A 20,061-nucleotide genomic window follows, 5' to 3' on the forward strand; every position below is an offset into this window, starting at 1 on the left:
CGTCTTGCTGTATTCACAGGGCCAGCCGGATGGCCATTCCGCACAGTAAGGCAGCGAGAATACTCAGTAAACTGCCGATGATATAATATTCCGCAAATCGGCGGTCATCAAACTGTTTGAAACGAGCCAACGCTTTTAAGGCGATGATGAATCCAATGGCGCCTGTTGCGTTTACTGCTACGAGGCAAACGATGATGGCGCGTTCGACGAGTCCGATGTAGCGGCCGACACCGTTGATTTCCGTCGTATAACTCCGGGCGGAATCTTCGACTTCATGCGTGACAGACCGCTTCAGTCCGTCCAGTTGTTCTTTCCGCGTCACTTTGCGCTCAAAGTGCGACTCAATCAGGCGGGGCGCAAAGGGCGCAAGCAGCGGGGCAATCCCGCGGCCGATCAATTCCGTCGCAATCAAACCCCAGACGCTGACCCATAAGATTTGGTCGAGTAACAGAAACGTTGTCGGCCAGTCGACCGGTGTCAAATAGACGACAATCCCTGTCAGAATCGCAAGATGGAGTAGTTGATCAACCCAAAATGCGAGCGTTGGATGCAAAAGACGTTTGAAGGGCGAACCGTCCAGTAAGGTATGTGTCCCAATGATAACACCGCCGATGATCCAGGCAGTCGCGCCGCTCAAGTCACCCCACGTATAAAAGATGCCGAGGACAACAGCTGTCCCGATGCTATGTACCGTCATATGTCCAAGTAATACCCGGAGTTGCCGCTGTTTCAATTTTGCCATCCGTTGGCTTTGGAACGGAAAATCCGCCAACAGATGGACGAGGAGCAGACTTAAGAGTAAAGTCATCCGATCGCCTCCCAGACCTGCAATTGGTTTAAAGCATCGACGAATGCCTTTTCCAGGCGTTTACGTTGTTTACGTTGGGAGCGGGCAACAAGTTTCGCAACATTCATGCGTGCATCTTTTTCATGAAATCCCATCTGTAAGCCGATTTCTTCATAAGTGGCCTCCGGATGCTGATCCATCAGCCGGTGTAATTCGATTTGGCGGTCTGTTTTACCGAAATACGCCGGGTATAACATCTCGATATAACCGTTCAGCAGGTCGGTCGGCAAATAGGGCGGCCCGGCAAAAGCAATCCGGTTGGCCGTCTGTTTAGCAGCGTTCTGGGCTTCAAAAGCGAAAATAACGGCACTGCCGTTAGCTTCATCGGCATGGGTCGTCGATAACGTCTCATATTGGCCGAATCCGATCCCGATATAACCGTCCAATGGCTGATTCAGCAGCATCAGTATAAGCGGATAACTGACGGCATACTCGTTAAACACACCAAGCAGACTGTCACCGGACTTAATTTGAAACGGTACGAGCGCCGCCGGAAATTCATCGTTCAACTGATCCGCTAATTGATGCAGATCGGTTAACAACTGTTCTTTACTCGAATAGCTCCGGGAGTTTTGAATATCAAAGGAAACCGCAACAGCTTGCATAAAATCCTCCTCCTTGTTACCGAATATACGGTTACTTATCGCTTGTTACCGGTTAAAAGGTAACAATATAGATGTTACTGTATTTAGAGTAACAGGGAAGCGGAGGAAAACAAAGACCAACTGGATAATTTTTATTTTTTTCTTTGAGTTAACATAACATATATTATCAATAGTTAATAATTATTGTCTCATAAGTCAGGTAAACTCAAGATAGTGAGACAAAACAAAAAACACGGGATTAACCGTGTTTCCGACAATCGTAATGATGTGTCCGTTCCAAGCGGCTCATTAAACGATCCAAGAAAATATGATGCCGGCGTTCGAGTTGCGTGATTCGTTCAAGCGGTAACCAGGCAAAATGGAAAAAATCACCGCAATCTTGACCGTCACCAGCGACACAATGCGTCCATCGGTTTTCCTGACATTCGATATGAGCATGATAGAAATACGTGTAATGCACCCGCATTCGTTCCGGATAACGCATTTCTTCTTCACCTACGTACTGAACGGTCGCAAGCGATAAACCACTTTCCTCGAGTGTTTCCCGAACTGCCGCTTCCTTGGCGATTTCAGCATCCTCGATGGTGCCGGCAGGAATTTGCCAATCACTGTCTGGAGCGGATTGCGGATGAAAAACAAGTAGTTCCCATCCCTCTGGTTGCTCCCGTGTGATATAGATTGCTACTTTTTCGCGTCTTCTGAATTTCATCGTCATCACCTCTCCAGTTGGCAGATGGCACAAAAGCAGCCGAGGAACATGTCCGTAGCTGCTTGATGAAACGAATCCTATAAGCTAAAGCTCCGAACTGCCCGCTCCACATACTTCGTGGTAATCTTGCCTGACCATTTTCTTTTATTGTAGCGGTTATCGGCAGTCGTTTCAATTTGTAAACGGGTGATTTGGCGATAATTCGAAGAAAAGTCTGAAAAAGCGGTCAAAACAGGCGTCAGAAAGCTAGAAACGAACAGGAAGGAGCGACGAAACACCATCTAACCTAAAATAACCTAAAAAAAGACACCCCTCTTTAAAAATGAGGGGCATCTGACCATCAAACGGTATACCAATCAAGAAGCGGACCGAATTTTTCTTCGTCATAAGCAAACGAACCGTTTGATAACCGATCGAGGAAGGACAAGGATGGGACTTGAATCGTCTTTTCCTGTTCTTTTCCGATCAGAATCAGTTCTTTTGCTTGCGTGACGTCAATCAAGGCAGCCACTTGATGCGGTTTTGATTTTAAATCGCGCAACAATTGCGTACCGCGTAAGGCACGATTCGAGACTTGGAACTGATCCGCAAGGCGCATTTTCTTCAACGCACCGCGTTGCGTCAGCAAGACGATATTCGGTGCCTGTTTAAAGCCAATCGCACCGGCTACGACATCCTGGTCACGCAGGTTGATCGCTTTTACACCCGCTGCCCGGACACCGACGACCGGGACATCGTCTTCCGTGAACCAGAGTCCGAATCCGTGCTGGGTCGTCAAGAACAATTGCTCCTGTCCTGTTGAAATCTTGGCGTACAGCACTTCGTCATCCGCCCGTAAACGGACGCCCTGGAGCGGTTTCGACTTCCGCTGCGCATTATAATCACTCAGCTTCGACCGTTTAACCATCCCTTGGCGCGTCACGAACAGGCAGTGTGATGTCTCGTCAAACGTCCGGACGAGATCGACCGATAAAATCCGGTCACCCGGCTCGAGCGGTACGAGATTGGCGACGTGTTGTCCACCGTCTTTCCATTTCGTATCCGGCAACTGGTGGACCGGAATCAGGAGATAATTCCCTTGAACCGTCCAAACGATTAGATGATCCGTCGTCATCGCCTGTCCTTGATACAACAGACGATCCTGCTCCTTCATCTCCGGCAAATCGTTGGTTGCGCCGAACGAACGCATCGAAGACCGCTTGATATAGCCGTTTTTCGAGACGAAGACCATGGTTTCTTCGACAGCAATCATGACTTCCGTCTTCAGTTTCAGCTCTTCGACTTCCGCTTCGATCGTCGAACGCCGCTTGTCCGCGACTTGCTCTTTCAGAACGGTTAATTCTTTAATGATCAACCGGTTCCGTGTTTTTTCGTCGTTCAGGATTTTTTCAAGGCGGGCGATTTCTTTTTCAAGTTTCGCCGCTTCTTCCTGTAATTCAACGATATCAGTATTCGTCAACCGGTACAGCTGAAGCATGACGACGGCTTCCGCTTGGCGATCGGTGAAACTAAACCGTTCAATCAACTTGTCTTTCGCTTCCGATTTGTTGGAGGCCGACCGGATCAACGCAAGTGTCTCATCCAGGACGGAAATAGCGGTCATGAGGGCTGACACAACCTCTTGACGGCGTTTCGCCTGCTCGAGATCAAACGTTGTCCGGCGGATGACGACATCCTTGACGTGACTGAGATACGCGTCAAGTAACGCGAGAACACCCATCTGACGCGGTGTCCGCTCGTGGATGGCGACCATATTGTAGTTATAGGCGATTTGCAGGTCGGTCTGCTTCAGGTAAAAGTGAAGCACCCCTTCCGCATCCGCTTCTTTTTTCAGCTCGATGACGACACGAAGACCATCGCGGTCCGTCTCGTCGCGGACTTCCGCTACCCCTTCGACTTTGCGGTCGAGGCGGAGTTCTTCCATCCGTTTGACAAGGTTTGCTTTGTTGACTTCGTACGGCAGTTCCGTGATGATGATTTGCTGGCGTCCGCCGCGTAACGTTTCGATCACTGCCCGCGACCGGATGATGACTTTGCCGCGGCCGGTTTCAAACGCCTTTTTGATGCCGTCGAGACCTTGGACGACACCGCCGGTCGGGAAATCGGGTCCTTGCATATGTGTCAGTAAATCATCGACATTATGCACAGTTCCCGAAATTCGGCCAATTGCCGCGTCGAGCACTTCACCGGCATGGTGAGGCGGGATTTCCGTCGCATACCCGGCCGAAATCCCTGTCGAACCGTTCATCAGCAGGTTCGGTAAGAGGGACGGCAAGACAAGCGGCTCTTCCGTCGTATCGTCAAAGTTCAACGTGTAATCAACGGTCTGTTTATTGATGCCTTCGAGAATCAGGCTCGACACTTTCGATAAACGGGCTTCCGTATATCGCATGGCAGCGGCGCTGTCGCCGTCGATCGAACCATTATTCCCCTGCATGTCGACTAACGGATAACGTAATTTCCACTCCTGGCTGAGACGGACCATTGCTTCATAGACCGACGAATCGCCGTGCGGGTGGTAGTTACCGATGACGACGCCGACCGTCTTGGCCGATTTCCGGTAAGCGCGGTCAAACAGGTTGCCTTCCGTATGCATCGCATACAGAATCCGGCGTTGCACCGGTTTTAATCCGTCGCGTGCGTCCGGTAAGGCCCGGTCCTGGATGATATATTTCGAATAACGTCCGAACCGGTCCCCGACGACTTGCTCAAGAGACAGATTCAAAATGTTTTGCAGGTTAGACATATCAGTTCACACTCTCTTTCGTGACGTGTTCATTTTCAATGATTGAGAGGTCTTCCGTCAGTCCAAACGCTACATTGTCTTCAATCCAGCTCCGGCGATGACCGACGTTGTCGCCCATCAGGACGGAAACCCGTTTCTCAGCGACAGCCGCATCATCGATCGTAACGCGGATCAACGTCCGCGTCTCGGGATCCATCGTCGTTTCCCAGAGTTGCGGCGCATTCATCTCACCGAGTCCTTTATAACGCTGAATCATATACCCTTTGCCGAACTTTTTCGTTGTTTTTGCAAGCGTATCTTCATCCCAGACATATTCGAACTTCTCAGACTTGCCCTTCCCTTTCGAGACGCGGTAGAGCGGTGGCAAGGCGACAAAGACTTTCCCGGCGTCGATTAACGGTCGCATGTAACGGAAGAAAAACGTCAATAACAAGACTTGGATATGCGCCCCATCAGTATCGGCATCCGTCATGATGATGACCTTATCGAAGTTGCAATCGGACAAGTCAAAATCTGCTCCGACGCCACTGCCGATTGCGTGGATGATCATATTGATTTCTTCGTTTTTCATGATATCCGCAAGTTTCGCTTTTTCCGTGTTCAGGACTTTCCCGCGTAACGGTAAAATCGCCTGGAACGTCCGGTTACGGCCTTGTTTAGCTGAACCGCCGGCGGAATCTCCCTCGACGAGGAACAATTCATTTTTCTCGGCGTTTTTCGACGCGGCCGGTGTCAGTTTGCCGTTTAGGATGCTTGAACGTTTCTTTTTCTTCCCGTTCCGGGCTTCTTCGCGGGCTTTCCGGGCCGCTTCCCGGGCCTGGGCAGCACGGATCGCTTTTTTGATCAGAAGGGTCGCCGTTTGCGGGTTCTCCTCAAGATACGTCGACAGACGGCGTGTAATGACCGCGTCACAGCTCGTCCGGGCTTCCGGCGAACCGAGTTTTGATTTCGTTTGCCCTTCAAATTGCAGGAATTCTTCCGGAATCCGAATGGACACGATCATCGTCAATCCTTCACGGATATCATTTCCGTCGAGATTTTTATCTTTTTCTTTCAGCAATGTATTTTTACGGGCATATTCATTCATCACCCGGGTCATCGCCGTTTTGGCGCCAACTTCGTGTGTGCCGCCATCGCGAGTCCGGACGTTATTGACGAACGACAGGACGTTTTCCGAATAAGCATCCGTGAACTGGAAGGCGATATCGACTTCGATGTCGTTTTCCGTTCCTTCAAAGGCAACCGTCGGGTGTAACGTATCTTTATCGTCGTTCAAGTAGCCGACGAATTCACTGACGCCGTCTTCGTATTGGAAAACATCTGCTTTTTCCGACCGTTCGTCGGTCAAGGTGATCTTCAGACCCTTCAGTAAAAAGGCTGATTCGCGCAGACGTTCTGCTAACGTATCATAGTTGTATGTCAACGTACTGAAGATTTTTCCGTCCGGCTTGAAATAGACACTTGTTCCTTTTTGGCGCGTCGTGCCGGTCTCAAGTAACGTCGTTTTCGGAATTCCCCCGTCTTCAAACGTCTGTTCAAACTGTTTACCGTCTCGGTAAATCGTGACTTTCAATTGTGTCGACAAGGCATTGACGACGGATGCGCCGACGCCGTGCAGTCCACCTGATGTCTTATAGCCGCCCTGACCGAATTTCCCGCCGGCGTGAAGGACGGTGAAGATGACTTCTGCCGTCGGTTTTCCGGAAGCGTGCATCCCGGTCGGCATACCACGTCCGTGGTCACGGACGGTAATTGCATTATCTTTATGGATGATGACATCAATCTGTTCCCCGAATCCGGCCAGTGCCTCATCAATCGCATTATCAACGATCTCATACACCAAATGGTGGAGTCCGCGATGATCGGTCGAGCCGATATACATACCCGGGCGCTTGCGGACTGCTTCGAGTCCTTCGAGCACCTGTATGGCATCATCATTATAATTGTTTAAATCTGTCGCCATGTTTTTCACCTCAAATAGAAAAACGTCGAATATTCCAAACGTTCGTTCGTTTTTCTAGTAGTCTGTATCTAATTGTAGGCATCTTCTTGCTATCTGACAAGGATAATCTAGAAAACAAGAAAAAAAGACACCTACGGCAAGTGCGTAGATGTCTGGTCGAATCGCTCTTATAGGTACTGGTGTTCAATCTTAATACAACGGTTTTCGATATACGGAATCCCGGCACCGAGGGCTAAGCTTTCCGCTTCGACGCTCGATAATCCGAGTTGATTCCAAATCATACCGACATCGCCGTGCGCGACAGCATCCTTGGCAACGTCCGCTAAAAACTCCGACCGGCGGAAGACATCAACGATATCGATGTGTCCCGGAATACTGGCGACACTCGGGTACACCTTCTGTCCGTTCCATTCATTTAACGTCGGGTTGACCGGAATGACTTCGTAACCATGCTGGACCAGGTAATCGGCAATCCAGTTTGCCGTTTTACCCGAATCGCTGGATACCCCGACGACGGCGATCCGTTTCGCGTCTTTTAATAACTGCCGTGCTTGTTGATCTGAAATCATATGATTTCCCCCTTATGGTGAATACAAGATAGTCTTAGTCTATATACCCGATTCAATTTGGATTAAGCCTTTCAACTGGAGGAAGGTACACGTTCGAGGTGTAAAAACCAGAAACGGTCTGTACGAAAACGAGACGACCAACTACCCGCCGGAACGAATTTCGATGCAACTGAGAGCGAAATGATTTTCTGTGAAAAATAATCATCTAGTTAGTTTACATAATATTATTATTGTATTTAATTGTCGTTATAACGATAAAAAGCTGATTTGCAACGAGTCGAATGGTTACCCGTCTTCACCCATTTCGATGCAACTGAGCGCTCCCTGTCTGACAATTTAACGTTGCGTGAAATAACTATTTCACGCAAACTAGTGTACCGTCTACCAACGTTTGGTATACTCATGACAGAGAGGGGATAAAATGATGAGTTTGTTTAAAAACCTAGGAAAAACAGTAAAACCGATACCCCTTCCCGTCCATACGATGGATCTGCCGGGGTATGTCCGGATGCCGGACTTCATCCGGTCCTATATCGATCACTTGGCGTCAAAAAATTTCTCGAAAGCAACGATGCGGCGGTATGTCTACGATTTTGATTCGTTTTTCCAGTTCGTTGCGGAAGCATCGGGAGAATCAATTCAGGCGCGGGATATCACGCAAGAAGCGTTTCTTGAAATTGACGGGTCCGGGATTGCCGCTTATGCGGAATACTTAGCGTTAACGAAACAAAATGCCCCGAGTGTCATCAACCGGAAACTATCGGCCTTGCAGTCGTTATTCCGGCATTTGATTGATATCGGCGTGCTGTCGGAAAATCCGGTCGCGAAAATCAATCGTCCGAAACAGGCGAAACGGGATCCGGTTTACTTAACGAAACGCGAATGGGACGAACTCATGCAGCTGTTGCCGTCGAACGTCGAGATGAATGCCCGGGAAGCCACGCATTATGAGCGGGATCGCGTCCGGGATATCACGTTGTTTCAGCTGCTCGGGTACAGCGGGATGCGGCTCAGTGAGATGACACAATTGACCTGGAATGCTGTTGATTTTCACGAAGGGACGATTCGCGTCATCGGGAAAGGTAACAAGGAACGGGTCATTCCGCTTGCGAAACCGGTCCGGGTCGCTCTGCGAAAATTTGCGGCGCATTACAGTTTGACGATGCGGGGACCGGAACCGATTTTTCAGAAGCAAGGAAAAGCACTGAGCCCCCGGGCGGTCCAACATATCTTAAAGCGGCACGTCGACCGTCTGCGTCCGGTTTTGCCGTTTTTGGAACGGAAACAGATCACGCCGCACAAATTACGGCATACATTCGCAACGCGCCTCGCGACCGGCGGGGTCGATGTCTTGACGATTCAACAGTTGCTCGGTCATGAGTCGGTCGCGACGACCCAGGTTTATGCCCATATTGGTGATCGAGAGAAAAAACGGGCGATTGAATTATTTGATAGTGAACGATAATTGTATTATGTCACCTATATCCTGATGAAAGGAGTAACGGGATGAATTATGGACTAAGTGAACGGAAAATCAAACAAATGTCGGATACCTATGCGTTCCGTCGCGGCAAACGCTATGTCGCCGCTAAAAAAGTCACGCTGCGAAACTACCAATCCGGTGACTTGCTTGTCGAAGCCGCCGTTCAAGGCGAAGATCTGTTCACCGTCACCGTCCGCGTCAAGGAACACGGCGTAGATGCGGGCTGCAACTGTCCGTCACTTGCGATGGATCAATCGTTTTGCGGACATATCGTTGCCGTGTTGCTAGCGATGCATCATGTGCAAGTCTACGGCACACCTGGCGGAAATCAATCATTAATCCGTCCGTTTGCGACGACGCGGCAGACCGAAGATGCCGCGGTGACGGCTTATTTGCAAACATTAAGTAAAGCGGAACGGGCAAAAATCAGATTTGATGTCAACGGTTCGGCGATTGTGATGGAAAGCATCACGGCGCAACAACGTTTTATCATCAGCCCAATGTATTTTGACCGACTTTTACAAAGGCGTGACCACTTACGGAATCTTGCCGATGTCTGGCTCAGTCCCCCGCTCAAACACCGGCTCGTCAGCGGTCCTCCGACGGTCGAGCTGGCGCTGGACCGGGAAGCTGGTGGACTTGAACTGCTTGTGACGTTTAGCTATCAAGGGGTTCGGATTAATCCGTTGCAAGAGACAGATTGGCTCGGGCGCGATGGATCGCTCGAAGGGGCCGTCCTCCGCTACGTGACGGAGAGTGGTTTCCTGGAGCGGAACGGTCGCTACCGGTTAGAGGAAGAAGCGGCGGAATATCAATTTCTGAAAGGTTTGCTCGATCCCCGCGTCGTTTACGGCGAACTCGTCGTCCAAGTGACGGAAAGTATCCGCCAATCCTTACCGAACGGACCGTTTCATCCGCGGATTGATGTCGACACGACGGACCGCCTGGATTGGTTAACCTTCCGCTTTTCCATGGACGGGATTCCGGAAATGGAACTGAAGCGGGTCCTCGCGTCACTTGTGACCCGGAAAACGTACCACCGCTTAACGAATGGTCAGTTCGTTTCCTTTGAGACACGAGCCTTTCAACAATTGCAACGTCTGTTTCGGCAACTCGAAGCCGCGGAACAGGATCAACTCGACGCGGTGCTCCGGATGCCGGCCCTGCCGAACCTCAAGCATTTGGTCGGTGCCTCGTTCTTACATGTTCATAAACAGCTGACGGAACGGTGGTTGGAGCTGAAAAACGGAACCGGTGTCTATCTGAACTTCCCGGACATACTCGACCAGTCGTTGTATCCGTACCAACGGGCAGGCATCCAGTTCATGGCCAATCTCGCCGGACATGACGGACACGGAATTTTAGCCGATGAGATGGGACTCGGGAAGACGATCCAGGCAATCGGTTATCTCGAGACACTTCCGGCAGGGCGGATGCTGATTGTCGCCCCCGCTTCCCTGCTCCATAACTGGCAGGCGGAGCTGAAGAAATTTGCACCGACGAGAACGGTTCATCTGTTGACCGGAGCGCGAAAGCATCGGTTGGACCAAATCGAGACAGTACCGGCAGACGGGATTTTTCTGATTTCCTATCCGTCGTTACGGACCGACATGGAGGCACACCAAACCGTCGAATACGACGTCGTAATTTTTGATGAGGCACAACATCTGAAGAATCCGGCGTCACAAACCGCTGTCCGCTTGCGCCGGATTCGGGCGAAACGTCGGTTTGCCTTGACCGGAACGCCGCTTGAAAACCGGACTGATGATCTCTGGTCGATTTTCCGAGTCATCTTCCCTTCTTTGCTGCCGGACTTACAGACGTTTCAAACGTGGTCGCATGACGAGATCAAACGATTCGTCCGTCCGTTTCTGATGCGGCGGACCAAAGATGAGGTGTTACAGGATTTGCCGAAGAAGCAGATCGTCCATCACTATACAGACCTTGGTCCGACGCAAAAGAAACTCTATGCCTCGTACCTTGCGAAACTGCAACTCGAAACGTTGCAGCACCTCGATGAAACGAAACGCGAGGACCGGATCAAGCTGCTCGCCGGTTTGACGCGTCTGCGGCAGATTTGCTGTGATCCGGCCTTGTTTGTCGACGGCTATACGGGTGAATCGACGAAACTTGAACGGTTGCTGTCGTTAATCGACGAAAAATTAGCCTCCGGACATCGGATCCTGATTTTTTCCCAATATACGAAGATGCTGGCCCGGATTCGGGAACGACTGGCAGCACAACAACGTGACCACTTTCTACTGACGGGTGAGACACCGATTGAGGACCGGGTCGCGCTGTGTGACCGGTTTAATGCCGGTGAAGTCGATCTCTTCCTGATTTCCTTGAAGGCCGGCGGGACCGGTCTGAATCTGGCGACGGCAGATACCGTCATTTTATACGACAGCTGGTGGAATCCGGCCGTCGAGCAGCAAGCGGCTGACCGGGCTCATCGATTGGGACAACAGTCGCCGGTCGAAGTGATCAAGCTGTTGATGACCGGGACGATCGAGGAAAAGATGGCGGAATTACAAGATCGCAAAGCAATGATGATTGATGCCGTCTTATCGGATCAGAAGCCGGATGTTTTAACGATTCGCGAACTCGTCCGTCTGCTCGATTCACCCTCCTTTGTCGATTCAGCAGGTGATTAATCACACAAATCAAAGGAAATCTTAAAAAAATGAAGGACCTTCAATCCGTTGTCTATCAACAGGTTTGAAGGTCTTTCGACAATCAAATTCAGAAAAAAAGGTTTTAAGTTTTGAAAGACAGGGGTATATCTACATTAGCACCGTACAACACGGTCGCTTTTCAATTATTGTTTCTCAATATCAGCGTAATGACCTGGGAGAGAAATGCTACTTACTCACTTCGTTTTTCATTTCTGATGAAATCCAATGAAACTAGCATTTAGCGCACGATTTTCTATATGGGACCCTGCTGTCCCACTCCTACATGCATTACCTTTTGAGGGCTATACCAAATTCAAGGGGGAAATGAACATGTCAGTAACATTAAAAGTAGAAGAACGCGAAGTACGCCCACGCTCACTTAGAAAGCAATTACGTCATGAAGGAAAAGCTCTTGGTGTCGTGTATGGCTACAAAGTGGAAAGCACACCGATTTCATTCGATGAAAAAGCATTGGTCAAAGTTATCCGTGATCACGGTGAAAACGTCTTGGTCGCTCTTCAAATCGGCGGCAAGAAAGTCAACACATTGATCAACAAGCTTGATATGGATATCTTTACACCAACGATTAAACACGTTGAATTCATCGCGGTTAAAATGGATGAAGAAACAGAAGTGGAAACGGATATCGTCCTCGTCGGCGAAGCAGCCGGTGCAAAACTTGGCGGATTCCTTTCACAAACACTCTTTAAAGTAACAGTTGCCGCAACACCAGATAAATTACCGGAACGCATCGAAGTGGATGTAACGGATCTTGCAATCGGTGATTCCATCACAGTAGCGGACCTTCCGGAAGAAAAAGATTTCCGTGTCGTCACAGAAGGTGATATTCAAGTCGCAGCAGTCGTTGAATCAACACTCGAAGCTGAACTTGAAGAAATCGAAGAAGCAGAAGCTGAAGCACAAGCAGCGGATGCAGATTCATCAACAGATGATTCAGAAGAAACATCTGAAGAGCAAGCTGAAGAAAACAAAGAAGACAAAGAATAATCTTTTCTCCCCTCCCCTCGCGGAGGGGTTTTTTAATGGGGATTGACAAGTCGGAGCGTCAGACGTACAGTGAAAGCTGTACACCACAATACACATCCACTAGGGGAGCCATTTGGCTGAGACGATTCACTTCGGACCCTTTGAACCTGATCTAGTTCATACTAGCGTAGGAAAGTGGAGCGGACCCATTCGTGCCCTTTTTCTGTCCCCGGACAGTTGACGCGACCGCTCTCTTTTCTAGAGGGCGGTCTTTTTGTGCTTTCTTCGTGGATGTACATTTAAAGGAGAACTGATTATGAACAGTTGGAAAATGAAAGAAATTATCGTCATGATGATGCTCGCAGTCGCATGCGGCGTTCTCTACTTAGGCTGGTCAACGTTATGGTTGCCAATCTCTGCCATCTTCGGACCGGTCGGATCAAACTGGATGTTCGGCATCTGGGTTATTGCCAGTCCCCTCGTCGCCTACATCGTACAAAAACCGGGTGCGGCTTTGATTGCCGAAGTCGTCGCAGCAGCGGTCGAACTGTTTACCGGCAGTCACTTCGGTTTATCAGCTCTATTGATTGGCCTTGCGCAAGGCATTGGCGCTGAGGTTGCTTTTCTGTTATTCGGGTACCGGACATTCAATACCTTTACCTTGATGTTGTCTGGCGTATTTGCCGCAGTCGGCAGCATGATTTACAGTCTGATCGTCAATGGATTCGCCTACTATACGACGACCACTCTTCTGCTGACGTTTTCCCTACAGTTGGTCAGCGGTGCCCTGCTCGGCGGGTTACTCGCGAAAATCATCGTCGACGCACTCGTCAAGACGGGAACGCTGAACGGCTATGTCGTCGGACGACAGAAGAAACGGCGGGCTGCCTGATGTGGTGCCGAAATCTGACCGTCCGCTATCCGGATCAAGATTGCGCTGTCTTAAACGACCTGACCGTGTCGCTCCGGCAAGGAGAGACGACCTTATTGATTGGTCCGAGCGGTAGCGGAAAAACGACCTTCTTGCATGTCCTCGCCGGACTGATACCGGAAACCATTGAGGCGGAAGTCAGCGGCGAATGGCGCGCGGACGGAACCGTCGGCATGCTGTTTCAACAGCCGGACGATCAGTTTTGTATGCAGACGGTCGGAGCGGAAATCGCCTTCAGTCTTGAAAACCGGAGCATCCCCCGCGACGAAATGGAGGGACGGATCAGAACGGTTTTGAAACGGGTCGGACTCGATCTCGCCTTGACGGCACCGATTGCCGAGCTGTCCGGCGGGATGAAACAACGGCTCGCTTTAGCCTGTGTACTGGCACTCGAACCGGACATCCTGTTACTCGATGAACCGACGGCACAACTCGATCCGTACGGTCGCCAAGTCATGATGGAGTTGATTGAAGAATTGCACCACGACCCGGAAGTAACACTCATTTTGATCGAACATCAACTGGAAGAGTGTGTGACGTTTGCTGACCGCGTGTTGGTCTTTCGGGAAGGACAGATGAGGCTTGACGGTTCCCCGCTTGATGTCTTCGAGGAGAAACGGGAGGACCTGACCCGACACGGTATCATGTGCCCACTGCTCTATCCCTATACACTCGAGACGATTCCACTGACGATCGCAACAGCACGGTTCCTGAATAACCCGCCGGTCGCAAGACGTCCGGTTGCAAACGAAACGACGCTTGATTTGACCGATGTGACGATCGCGCATGGCAAACGGGTGATTCTCGACCAGATTTCGCTGACCGCGTCCGCCGGAGAATGGATCATGCTCGTCGGGCGCAACGGTGCCGGTAAAAGCACCCTGCTTGAAACGATGGCAAAACTGTTGCCGGCGCAAAGCGGGACGATCAAGCTGTTTCAGACACCTTTGAAAAAATGGCGGGACCGGACGTTTTACCGGCAGGTCGGTTTCGTGTTTCAGCAACCGGAGTTTCAATTTCTGAAACAGACGGTCGCCGATGAACTGGCCATCAGCTCTCCGTCACCGGCACGAAGTCAAGTAGCTGACGCTCTGCAACACTACCGTTTGGCGGATGTCGCCGCTCAGTCCCCGCTTGCACTCAGTCTCGGGCAAAAAAGACGCCTAAGTGTCGCGACGATGTTGCTGGAACGAAAAGCTGTCCTGTTACTCGATGAACCGACCTTCGGACAAGATGCTGAGACGACGGCTCAGATTCTCGATGTGTTACACCAAGCCCGGGAAGCGGGAACTACGCTGATCATGGTGACGCACGATATGGAGCTGGTCCACCGTTACGCTGACCGTGTTGTCGTCATTGGCGAGAAGCACATTCAGTTTGACGGGGCACCGGATGAATTGTTCCGGAACGAATCGTTGCTTGAACATAACCAGTTGCTCCGTCCGCTATCGGTACGCTATCAGCAACGCGAGGAGGTGCATCACCATGCAGGAAAACGATTCACTGCTCGCGCGCGTTAATCCGGCCGTTAAGCTTGGAACACTGGTGTATGTCATGCTGGTGCTGATTTCGACGTCACGTCTGTCGGTGACATTCGCCTTGCTTCTATTTGCAGCCGTCGGTGTAGCCTGTTCCGGTTGGCGGCTGTCGATACTGTTGCTACGGCTCATCCCTTACAGTCTGTTATTTCTGCTGACATTTTGGATGATGGCGGCATTCGGTAAAGGAGAGACGGAATTGTGGACATTCGGCTGGTTCCGGATCACGGAAGAGAGTCTTGCTCACGCTTGGCTCGTCGCAACGCGGATGTTTGCTTTTGTCCTGTTGAGTATAACGTTCGTCGCAACGACCGACCCGACCCGGTTCGTCATGAGTCTGATTCATCAATGCCGGCTGCCGGTCCGTCTGGCTTACGGATTTTTAGCCGGACTTCGCTTCATTCCGATTTTCCGTCAGGCGATCCGGACCATCCGTCAGGCACGCCGAATCCGGCAACAACGGTCGATTTGGCCGTGGCAGACATTTTTTGCAATCAGCCTGCCGTTGTTTACGACGAGTATCATCCGCTCGGAAAGGATTGCGATTGCGATGGAAGCCCGTCAGTTTCGGGTCGATCGGACCTATTATATCCGACCGGTCGTGACAAGATGGGATCTTGTCTTCCTGTTGATGACCGTCACGCTCGCAACATCACTTCGTCTGTTCCTCTGAAGAGGAACGATTACGCTACTCCGCATAAGGGAATAATAGTCTCAGTGACAGCGAATTTTTAAAAAGAGTAGGTGAAAGGCGTGAAGCGAATCGTTTTAGTCGGCGCAGGTCATGCGCATTTAGAATGCATCAAACAAGGGAGTCATCCGGAAATCGACTGGATTGTCGTCACCCCCTCCCGTTATCAGTATTATTCCGGCATGTTCTCCGGATTAGCAGACGGCACCTATACACTCGACGAAACCCGCATCGATGTCAAAGCATTATGTGAACGGCACGGTAAGACATGGATTGAGGACCGGGTCATGCGGATCGATGCCGCGGGCAAACAGGTCATTTGTCAGTCCGGACGGGTCGTCCCATATGATATCGTGTCCTGCAACATCGGTTCGAGCGACTGGGAAGCAAGCAACCCGATCCATGTCACGATCAAACCGAACTATCGCGTGGAGCAAGCGTTAGAGACGTTCCGGAGTGCCGACTCCCCTGTCATCGTCGGCAGTGGTGCGGCTGCAGTCGAGATGGCCGCGTCCTTTCAGTCAAACGGTACACCGGTCACCCTGATTCATGAAGAACCGTTGCTCAGTGGTCATCCGGCAGGTCCGGAACTGGCCGCGCGTCTCGATCAGCTCGGTGTCATCCGAATCGTGGACCGGTTCGAAACGCTGGACGGCCAAACAGCGCGCTTGCGGTCCGGGCGTTCTCTTGAGACGGACGCCGTCTTATTTTTAGGCGGCGCCAGTGCAACCGAACTGTTTAGGTCATCCGGCTTGTACTGTGATGCGCGCGGATTTTTACTGGTGCACGAGACACTGCAGTCGCTTGAGGATCCGTCGATCTTTGCCGTCGGGGACTGTGCGACTCTGGCCGCTTATCCGGAAACACCGAAGAATGGGGTGACGGCGGTGCGCCAGGCGCCACTGTTGCTTCAGAATCTGATCCGGTTCGCGAACGACGAACCGTTACGGACGTTTCGACCGCAACGGTATTATTTGACGCTGCTTGCACTCGGTCATCGCCAGGCCACCTTGCTGTACGGCCGATTTTACCGAACCAACCGGCTCAGCTGGTACTTCAAACAATGGATCGACCGACGATTCATTAAGAAATATACGGTCTGAATCAACAGGCAGAAAGGTGAATCGCTCATCTTTTCTGCCTGTTTTTCGTTTAGGGAATATGTTTAAAAAAAGGAAGATGATCTCGTGAACATGGTAATATAATGGATAATTCATTAAAGGAGGAATTATCATCAAGAATAATGTACGGATTCTCGCGCTTCTATCCAGCATCGTGTTAACCGGCTGCGGGCAAGAACGTTTGCTGGATCTTCAGCCTGTCCCTTCCAATTGGTCCGCCTATTCCTTTGTTTCCGACGAATACTCGGATCAGGAAGTCCCCGTTGAACAAAAGAACCAAATGTTGCGGACCTGTATGCAGAACAAAACGGTGTCTCTTCCGAAATCATATCGGACATTAGAGACATTTGGCATGTTTTTTACGTTAAATAATCTGGGAATTGCGCCGTTTCCGACCGAGATTGTTTATTTGGCACAGGGCAATCAGATGTACCTGTCATGTCGCTCGCCGAAGACACAGGACTTGCGTGTCCATCCGGTGAAAGCGTCGGACCATCCGTGGGTCCGCTTGACGAAGGATTCGGATCATGTCGCCCTTCAAGCACCCGTCTCGATTCCGTTGACAGAAGAACAAATGGACCGACATGTATCCGTCAATCAGGAAATGAGCGTAGACAATGAATTTGCGATGGATTTGAAGCCGTACCATGCGTTTCAATTGCCGATTTCGGGACAGTTGTTGTTTGTCATGACAGAGTCCGGTCAAGAGCACATCATTCGAAACATTCCGCTGTCGTCCCTTCACCAGCAAGGCGAGTTTTATTTGGTGAGCCGCCGTCATATCGACGGATCAACGTCCCGCTCGTTGACTTTTTCACGTGACGGTTGGGACATGACGGATCGACAAATCATGACAGCCGACAAATCGACCCGGATCAAAACGAAGCAACTTTCCTTGCCGAAAACATTACCGATCAATCAAACCGTTCCCTTTGTGACCCTTCAAGTCGTAAAAAAAGAACGGGTAGTGGAAGAAAAGACGCTGTCCGTTCGTTATCGGCCGCTTTACCGTCCGGTCAAGGAATACCAACTCGAAGATGAGCCGCACGGAATCACGGCTTACTTCCATCCGACGATGAAATCGTTTGAACAGGCGAAATTAAGTGAGATGGTCATTCTGCCGGAGCGGCTTTCCCGGGCGATGACGGAAGAGTTAAAGGCGGTGACGTTGGAAGATCCGCGAGGTACACGCACACCATTTTCTTATATGACATTGCTTGAATACGGCAACACGCAAACGTTTAACGTGTATCTGAAAAAACGTGCGAATAAGACGGACCTTTATTTGCAGGATCAACGGACGAAAAAAAGTGCCCGATTGTCAGGTGAGTTGGCACGCCAAGTCAGCGAACAATTAGAAGCACCGTAATTCGGAACAGTTCCAGACGTTATCCTTTCCGAGATCTGATAGTTTCATTCAAAAAGACGCAAACTCAAAAAGAGATCAGGATGACAGATTTGGAATCTGCCACCCTGATCTTCGTAGAAACAGACTTTTATGACCGATGATCAGACCGTTTGACCTGATTTTAAATACGCAACCAGTGTTTCCGTGAACTTCTCGCGTTCGTCGAGGAACATCCCGTGTCCGCTCTCTTCAAAGACTTCAAGACGTGAACCGTTGATGTTTTCATGCATGACTTCAGCAAACTCGAACGGACAGACTTGATCTTTTTTACCGTGCATGATGAGTGTATCGACCGAAATCTTCGGCAGACCGTCCCGTAAGTCTTCGTCCCGTAAGGCAATCGCCGACTGGATCGTACCGTGGGATGAAGCATCGACACTCAAATTATGGAACCATTGCTGGAGCGGTTCCGGATGCTCTTTCGCAAAAAAGATTTCCCCGAATCCTTTTAACATCGATGGACGGTCCTGTTTCGTGTCCTCAATCAAGGCATCGACTTCCTCTTTCTTCATGCCGTACGGATAACCGTCGCGTTGCGTGAATACCGGTGCAGCCGCCCCTGCTAGGATCAGTTTTGAGACGTTTGACTCTCCGTGGTTCAAGAGGTATTTTAAAGCGATTCCGCCGCCCATCGAGAAACCGAGTAATGTGACGTTCGTTAATTTCAATTGCTGAATCACTTCGTTGATATCCGACGCCATCGTCGTATAGTCATATCCGGTCGCCGGCGCATCCGATTTACCGTAGCCGCGGTAATCGACGCCGATATAACGGTACCCTTCTTCAAGCAAACGGTTTTTCTGATATTCGAACATGTTATTGTTTGCCGGCCATCCGTGGAGCATCACGACCGGTTGTCCTGAACCGATATCTTCTACATAAATCTTCGTTCCGTCGACTGCCTGAATAAATGTACCCATCTGTAAAAACCCCCATTGTTTTAATTGATGTAACTTCCGTGCACAATTAGAAGATACCCGGTTATAACAGGAAACTAACATCTTAATTTTAAACTGTTTTCGCAAAGTCGTTCGTTTTTGAAAGGATTACTGATATATCTTTGAAATAACACATAATGGAAATAGGTGTTATTCAACTAACAGGACAGGATTGATGAATGGAAATATGCAGAAAAGGCGGTAGGTTCTATGGAGATAAAAACTAAGCGATGTACTGTACGTCGGTTTGATAAAGAAAATCTAGATGATTTTATGCGATATAGAAATGATGAGAACTGGATGCAGTTTCAAGGATTCAAAGGATTGACCAAGCAAATGTATGCTAAAGAATTACTTAGCGAACCCTCTCTTTTAAAAGGTGCACAACTTGCCATAATCAACAATACAACTAATCGATTGATTGGTGATATTTATTTAAAAAGGGATCATTGCACTTTTTGGGTGGGATACACGATAAGTCCTCTTCATGCTAAGCAAGGCTATGCATATGAAGTACTTGCCGCAATTGTAGACTGGGTCAAGCAAAAAGGTTGTGTCAGAATAAATGCGAGCGTGTCACCTGAAAATCTTCCTTCAATCAACTTACTTAAAAAGCTTACATTTACTTTTCTTTCTTCAGATGAAGGAGAACATCTATATATATTGGATTTACAAAAGATGTGAAGTGATTCGCTTAAGCGATCACGGGCTTTAATTCAGGTCTTTTTTTAGTACGTTAAAGGGCTCTGTTTGGTCTTTATTTTACAGTTCAAATGCCTGTTCATATAGCTTAGTCCACATTGTCCAACGTCTCACCGGATTAGATTATAATAACTCTCTATTTTCAGAT

General features: G+C 49.7%; 16 protein-coding genes and 1 riboswitch. Of the genes, 9 read left to right on the plus strand and 7 right to left on the minus strand.

Annotated elements, in window-relative coordinates:
- Positions 1 to 13: 13 nt before the first annotated feature.
- The 6 genes from N7U64_RS03630 to N7U64_RS03655 form a co-directional block, all read right to left on the minus strand.
- Positions 14 to 808, minus strand: coding sequence for a DUF3307 domain-containing protein (locus N7U64_RS03630; RefSeq protein WP_318928540.1), 795 nt, complete (start codon positions 806 to 808; stop codon positions 14 to 16).
- Positions 805 to 1,452 (minus strand): hypothetical protein, encoded by a 648-nt coding sequence (locus N7U64_RS03635; RefSeq protein WP_318928541.1) that lies wholly within the window; start codon positions 1,450 to 1,452, stop codon positions 805 to 807. Before N7U64_RS03635 ends, N7U64_RS03630 begins: the two co-directional genes overlap by 4 nt.
- Positions 1,453 to 1,690: 238 nt before the next feature.
- Positions 1,691 to 2,161 carry an NUDIX domain-containing protein gene (locus N7U64_RS03640; protein WP_233494529.1) on the minus strand — a complete coding sequence of 157 codons (471 nt, stop codon included), beginning with the start codon at positions 2,159 to 2,161 and terminating at the stop codon, positions 1,691 to 1,693.
- A 340-nt stretch (positions 2,162 to 2,501) separates the two neighbouring features.
- Entirely contained in the window at positions 2,502 to 4,907 is a 2,406-nt protein-coding gene (parC, locus tag N7U64_RS03645; RefSeq protein WP_318928542.1) for a DNA topoisomerase IV subunit A, read from the minus strand.
- A gap of 1 nt (position 4,908) precedes the next feature.
- Entirely contained in the window at positions 4,909 to 6,870 is a 1,962-nt protein-coding gene (gene parE, locus N7U64_RS03650; protein WP_318928543.1) for a DNA topoisomerase IV subunit B, read from the minus strand.
- Positions 6,871 to 7,037: 167 nt separating this feature from the next.
- Positions 7,038 to 7,439 (minus strand): CoA-binding protein, encoded by a 402-nt coding sequence (locus tag N7U64_RS03655; RefSeq protein ID WP_290826600.1) that lies wholly within the window; start codon positions 7,437 to 7,439, stop codon positions 7,038 to 7,040.
- 424 nt (positions 7,440 to 7,863) lie between these two features.
- Between N7U64_RS03655 and N7U64_RS03660 the strand changes: the two genes are divergently transcribed.
- The 8 genes from N7U64_RS03660 to N7U64_RS03695 all read left to right on the plus strand — a co-directional run bounded on the left by N7U64_RS03660 (position 7,864) and on the right by N7U64_RS03695 (position 18,234).
- Positions 7,864 to 8,904, plus strand: a complete 1,041-nt coding sequence (locus N7U64_RS03660; RefSeq protein WP_318928544.1) for a tyrosine-type recombinase/integrase — start codon at positions 7,864 to 7,866, stop codon at positions 8,902 to 8,904.
- Between the two features lie 41 nt (positions 8,905 to 8,945).
- On the plus strand, positions 8,946 to 11,576 hold the full coding sequence (locus tag N7U64_RS03665; RefSeq protein ID WP_318928545.1) for a DEAD/DEAH box helicase: 2,631 nt from the start codon (positions 8,946 to 8,948) through the stop codon (positions 11,574 to 11,576).
- 351 nt (positions 11,577 to 11,927) lie between these two features.
- Positions 11,928 to 12,605, plus strand: a complete 678-nt coding sequence (locus N7U64_RS03670) for a 50S ribosomal protein L25/general stress protein Ctc (RefSeq protein ID WP_318928546.1) — start codon at positions 11,928 to 11,930, stop codon at positions 12,603 to 12,605.
- Positions 12,606 to 12,696: 91 nt separating this feature from the next.
- Positions 12,697 to 12,795: riboswitch (TPP riboswitch) on the plus strand.
- Between the two features lie 105 nt (positions 12,796 to 12,900).
- Positions 12,901 to 13,476: an ECF transporter S component gene (locus N7U64_RS03675; protein ID WP_318928547.1), complete on the plus strand. Its 576-nt coding sequence runs from the start codon at positions 12,901 to 12,903 to the stop codon at positions 13,474 to 13,476.
- Positions 13,476 to 15,035, plus strand: coding sequence for an energy-coupling factor transporter ATPase (locus N7U64_RS03680; protein WP_318928548.1), 1,560 nt, complete (start codon positions 13,476 to 13,478; stop codon positions 15,033 to 15,035). The genes N7U64_RS03675 and N7U64_RS03680 overlap by 1 nt, the downstream gene beginning before the upstream one ends.
- Complete coding sequence (locus N7U64_RS03685; protein WP_318928549.1) at positions 15,001 to 15,726, plus strand: energy-coupling factor transporter transmembrane component T; 726 nt, start codon at positions 15,001 to 15,003, stop codon at positions 15,724 to 15,726. The genes N7U64_RS03680 and N7U64_RS03685 overlap by 35 nt, the downstream gene beginning before the upstream one ends.
- A gap of 80 nt (positions 15,727 to 15,806) precedes the next feature.
- Positions 15,807 to 16,847 carry an FAD-dependent oxidoreductase gene (locus tag N7U64_RS03690; RefSeq protein WP_318928550.1) on the plus strand — a complete coding sequence of 347 codons (1,041 nt, stop codon included), beginning with the start codon at positions 15,807 to 15,809 and terminating at the stop codon, positions 16,845 to 16,847.
- Between the two features lie 370 nt (positions 16,848 to 17,217).
- Positions 17,218 to 18,234 (plus strand): hypothetical protein, encoded by a 1,017-nt coding sequence (locus N7U64_RS03695; protein WP_318928551.1) that lies wholly within the window; start codon positions 17,218 to 17,220, stop codon positions 18,232 to 18,234.
- A gap of 140 nt (positions 18,235 to 18,374) precedes the next feature.
- Here N7U64_RS03695 and N7U64_RS03700 read toward each other — a convergent pair whose 3' ends face one another.
- Positions 18,375 to 19,193 carry an alpha/beta hydrolase gene (locus N7U64_RS03700; protein ID WP_318928552.1) on the minus strand — a complete coding sequence of 273 codons (819 nt, stop codon included), beginning with the start codon at positions 19,191 to 19,193 and terminating at the stop codon, positions 18,375 to 18,377.
- Positions 19,194 to 19,421: 228 nt separating this feature from the next.
- On the opposite strand from N7U64_RS03700, the gene N7U64_RS03705 reads away from it, so the two are divergent.
- Complete coding sequence (locus N7U64_RS03705) at positions 19,422 to 19,895, plus strand: GNAT family N-acetyltransferase (protein WP_214764749.1); 474 nt, start codon at positions 19,422 to 19,424, stop codon at positions 19,893 to 19,895.
- Positions 19,896 to 20,061 lie beyond the last annotated feature (166 nt).

Origin of the sequence: Exiguobacterium sp. K1, assembly GCF_033721435.1 — a bacterium.
In the GTDB taxonomy this organism is placed as follows: Bacteria; Bacillota; Bacilli; order Exiguobacteriales; family Exiguobacteriaceae; genus Exiguobacterium_A; species Exiguobacterium_A artemiae.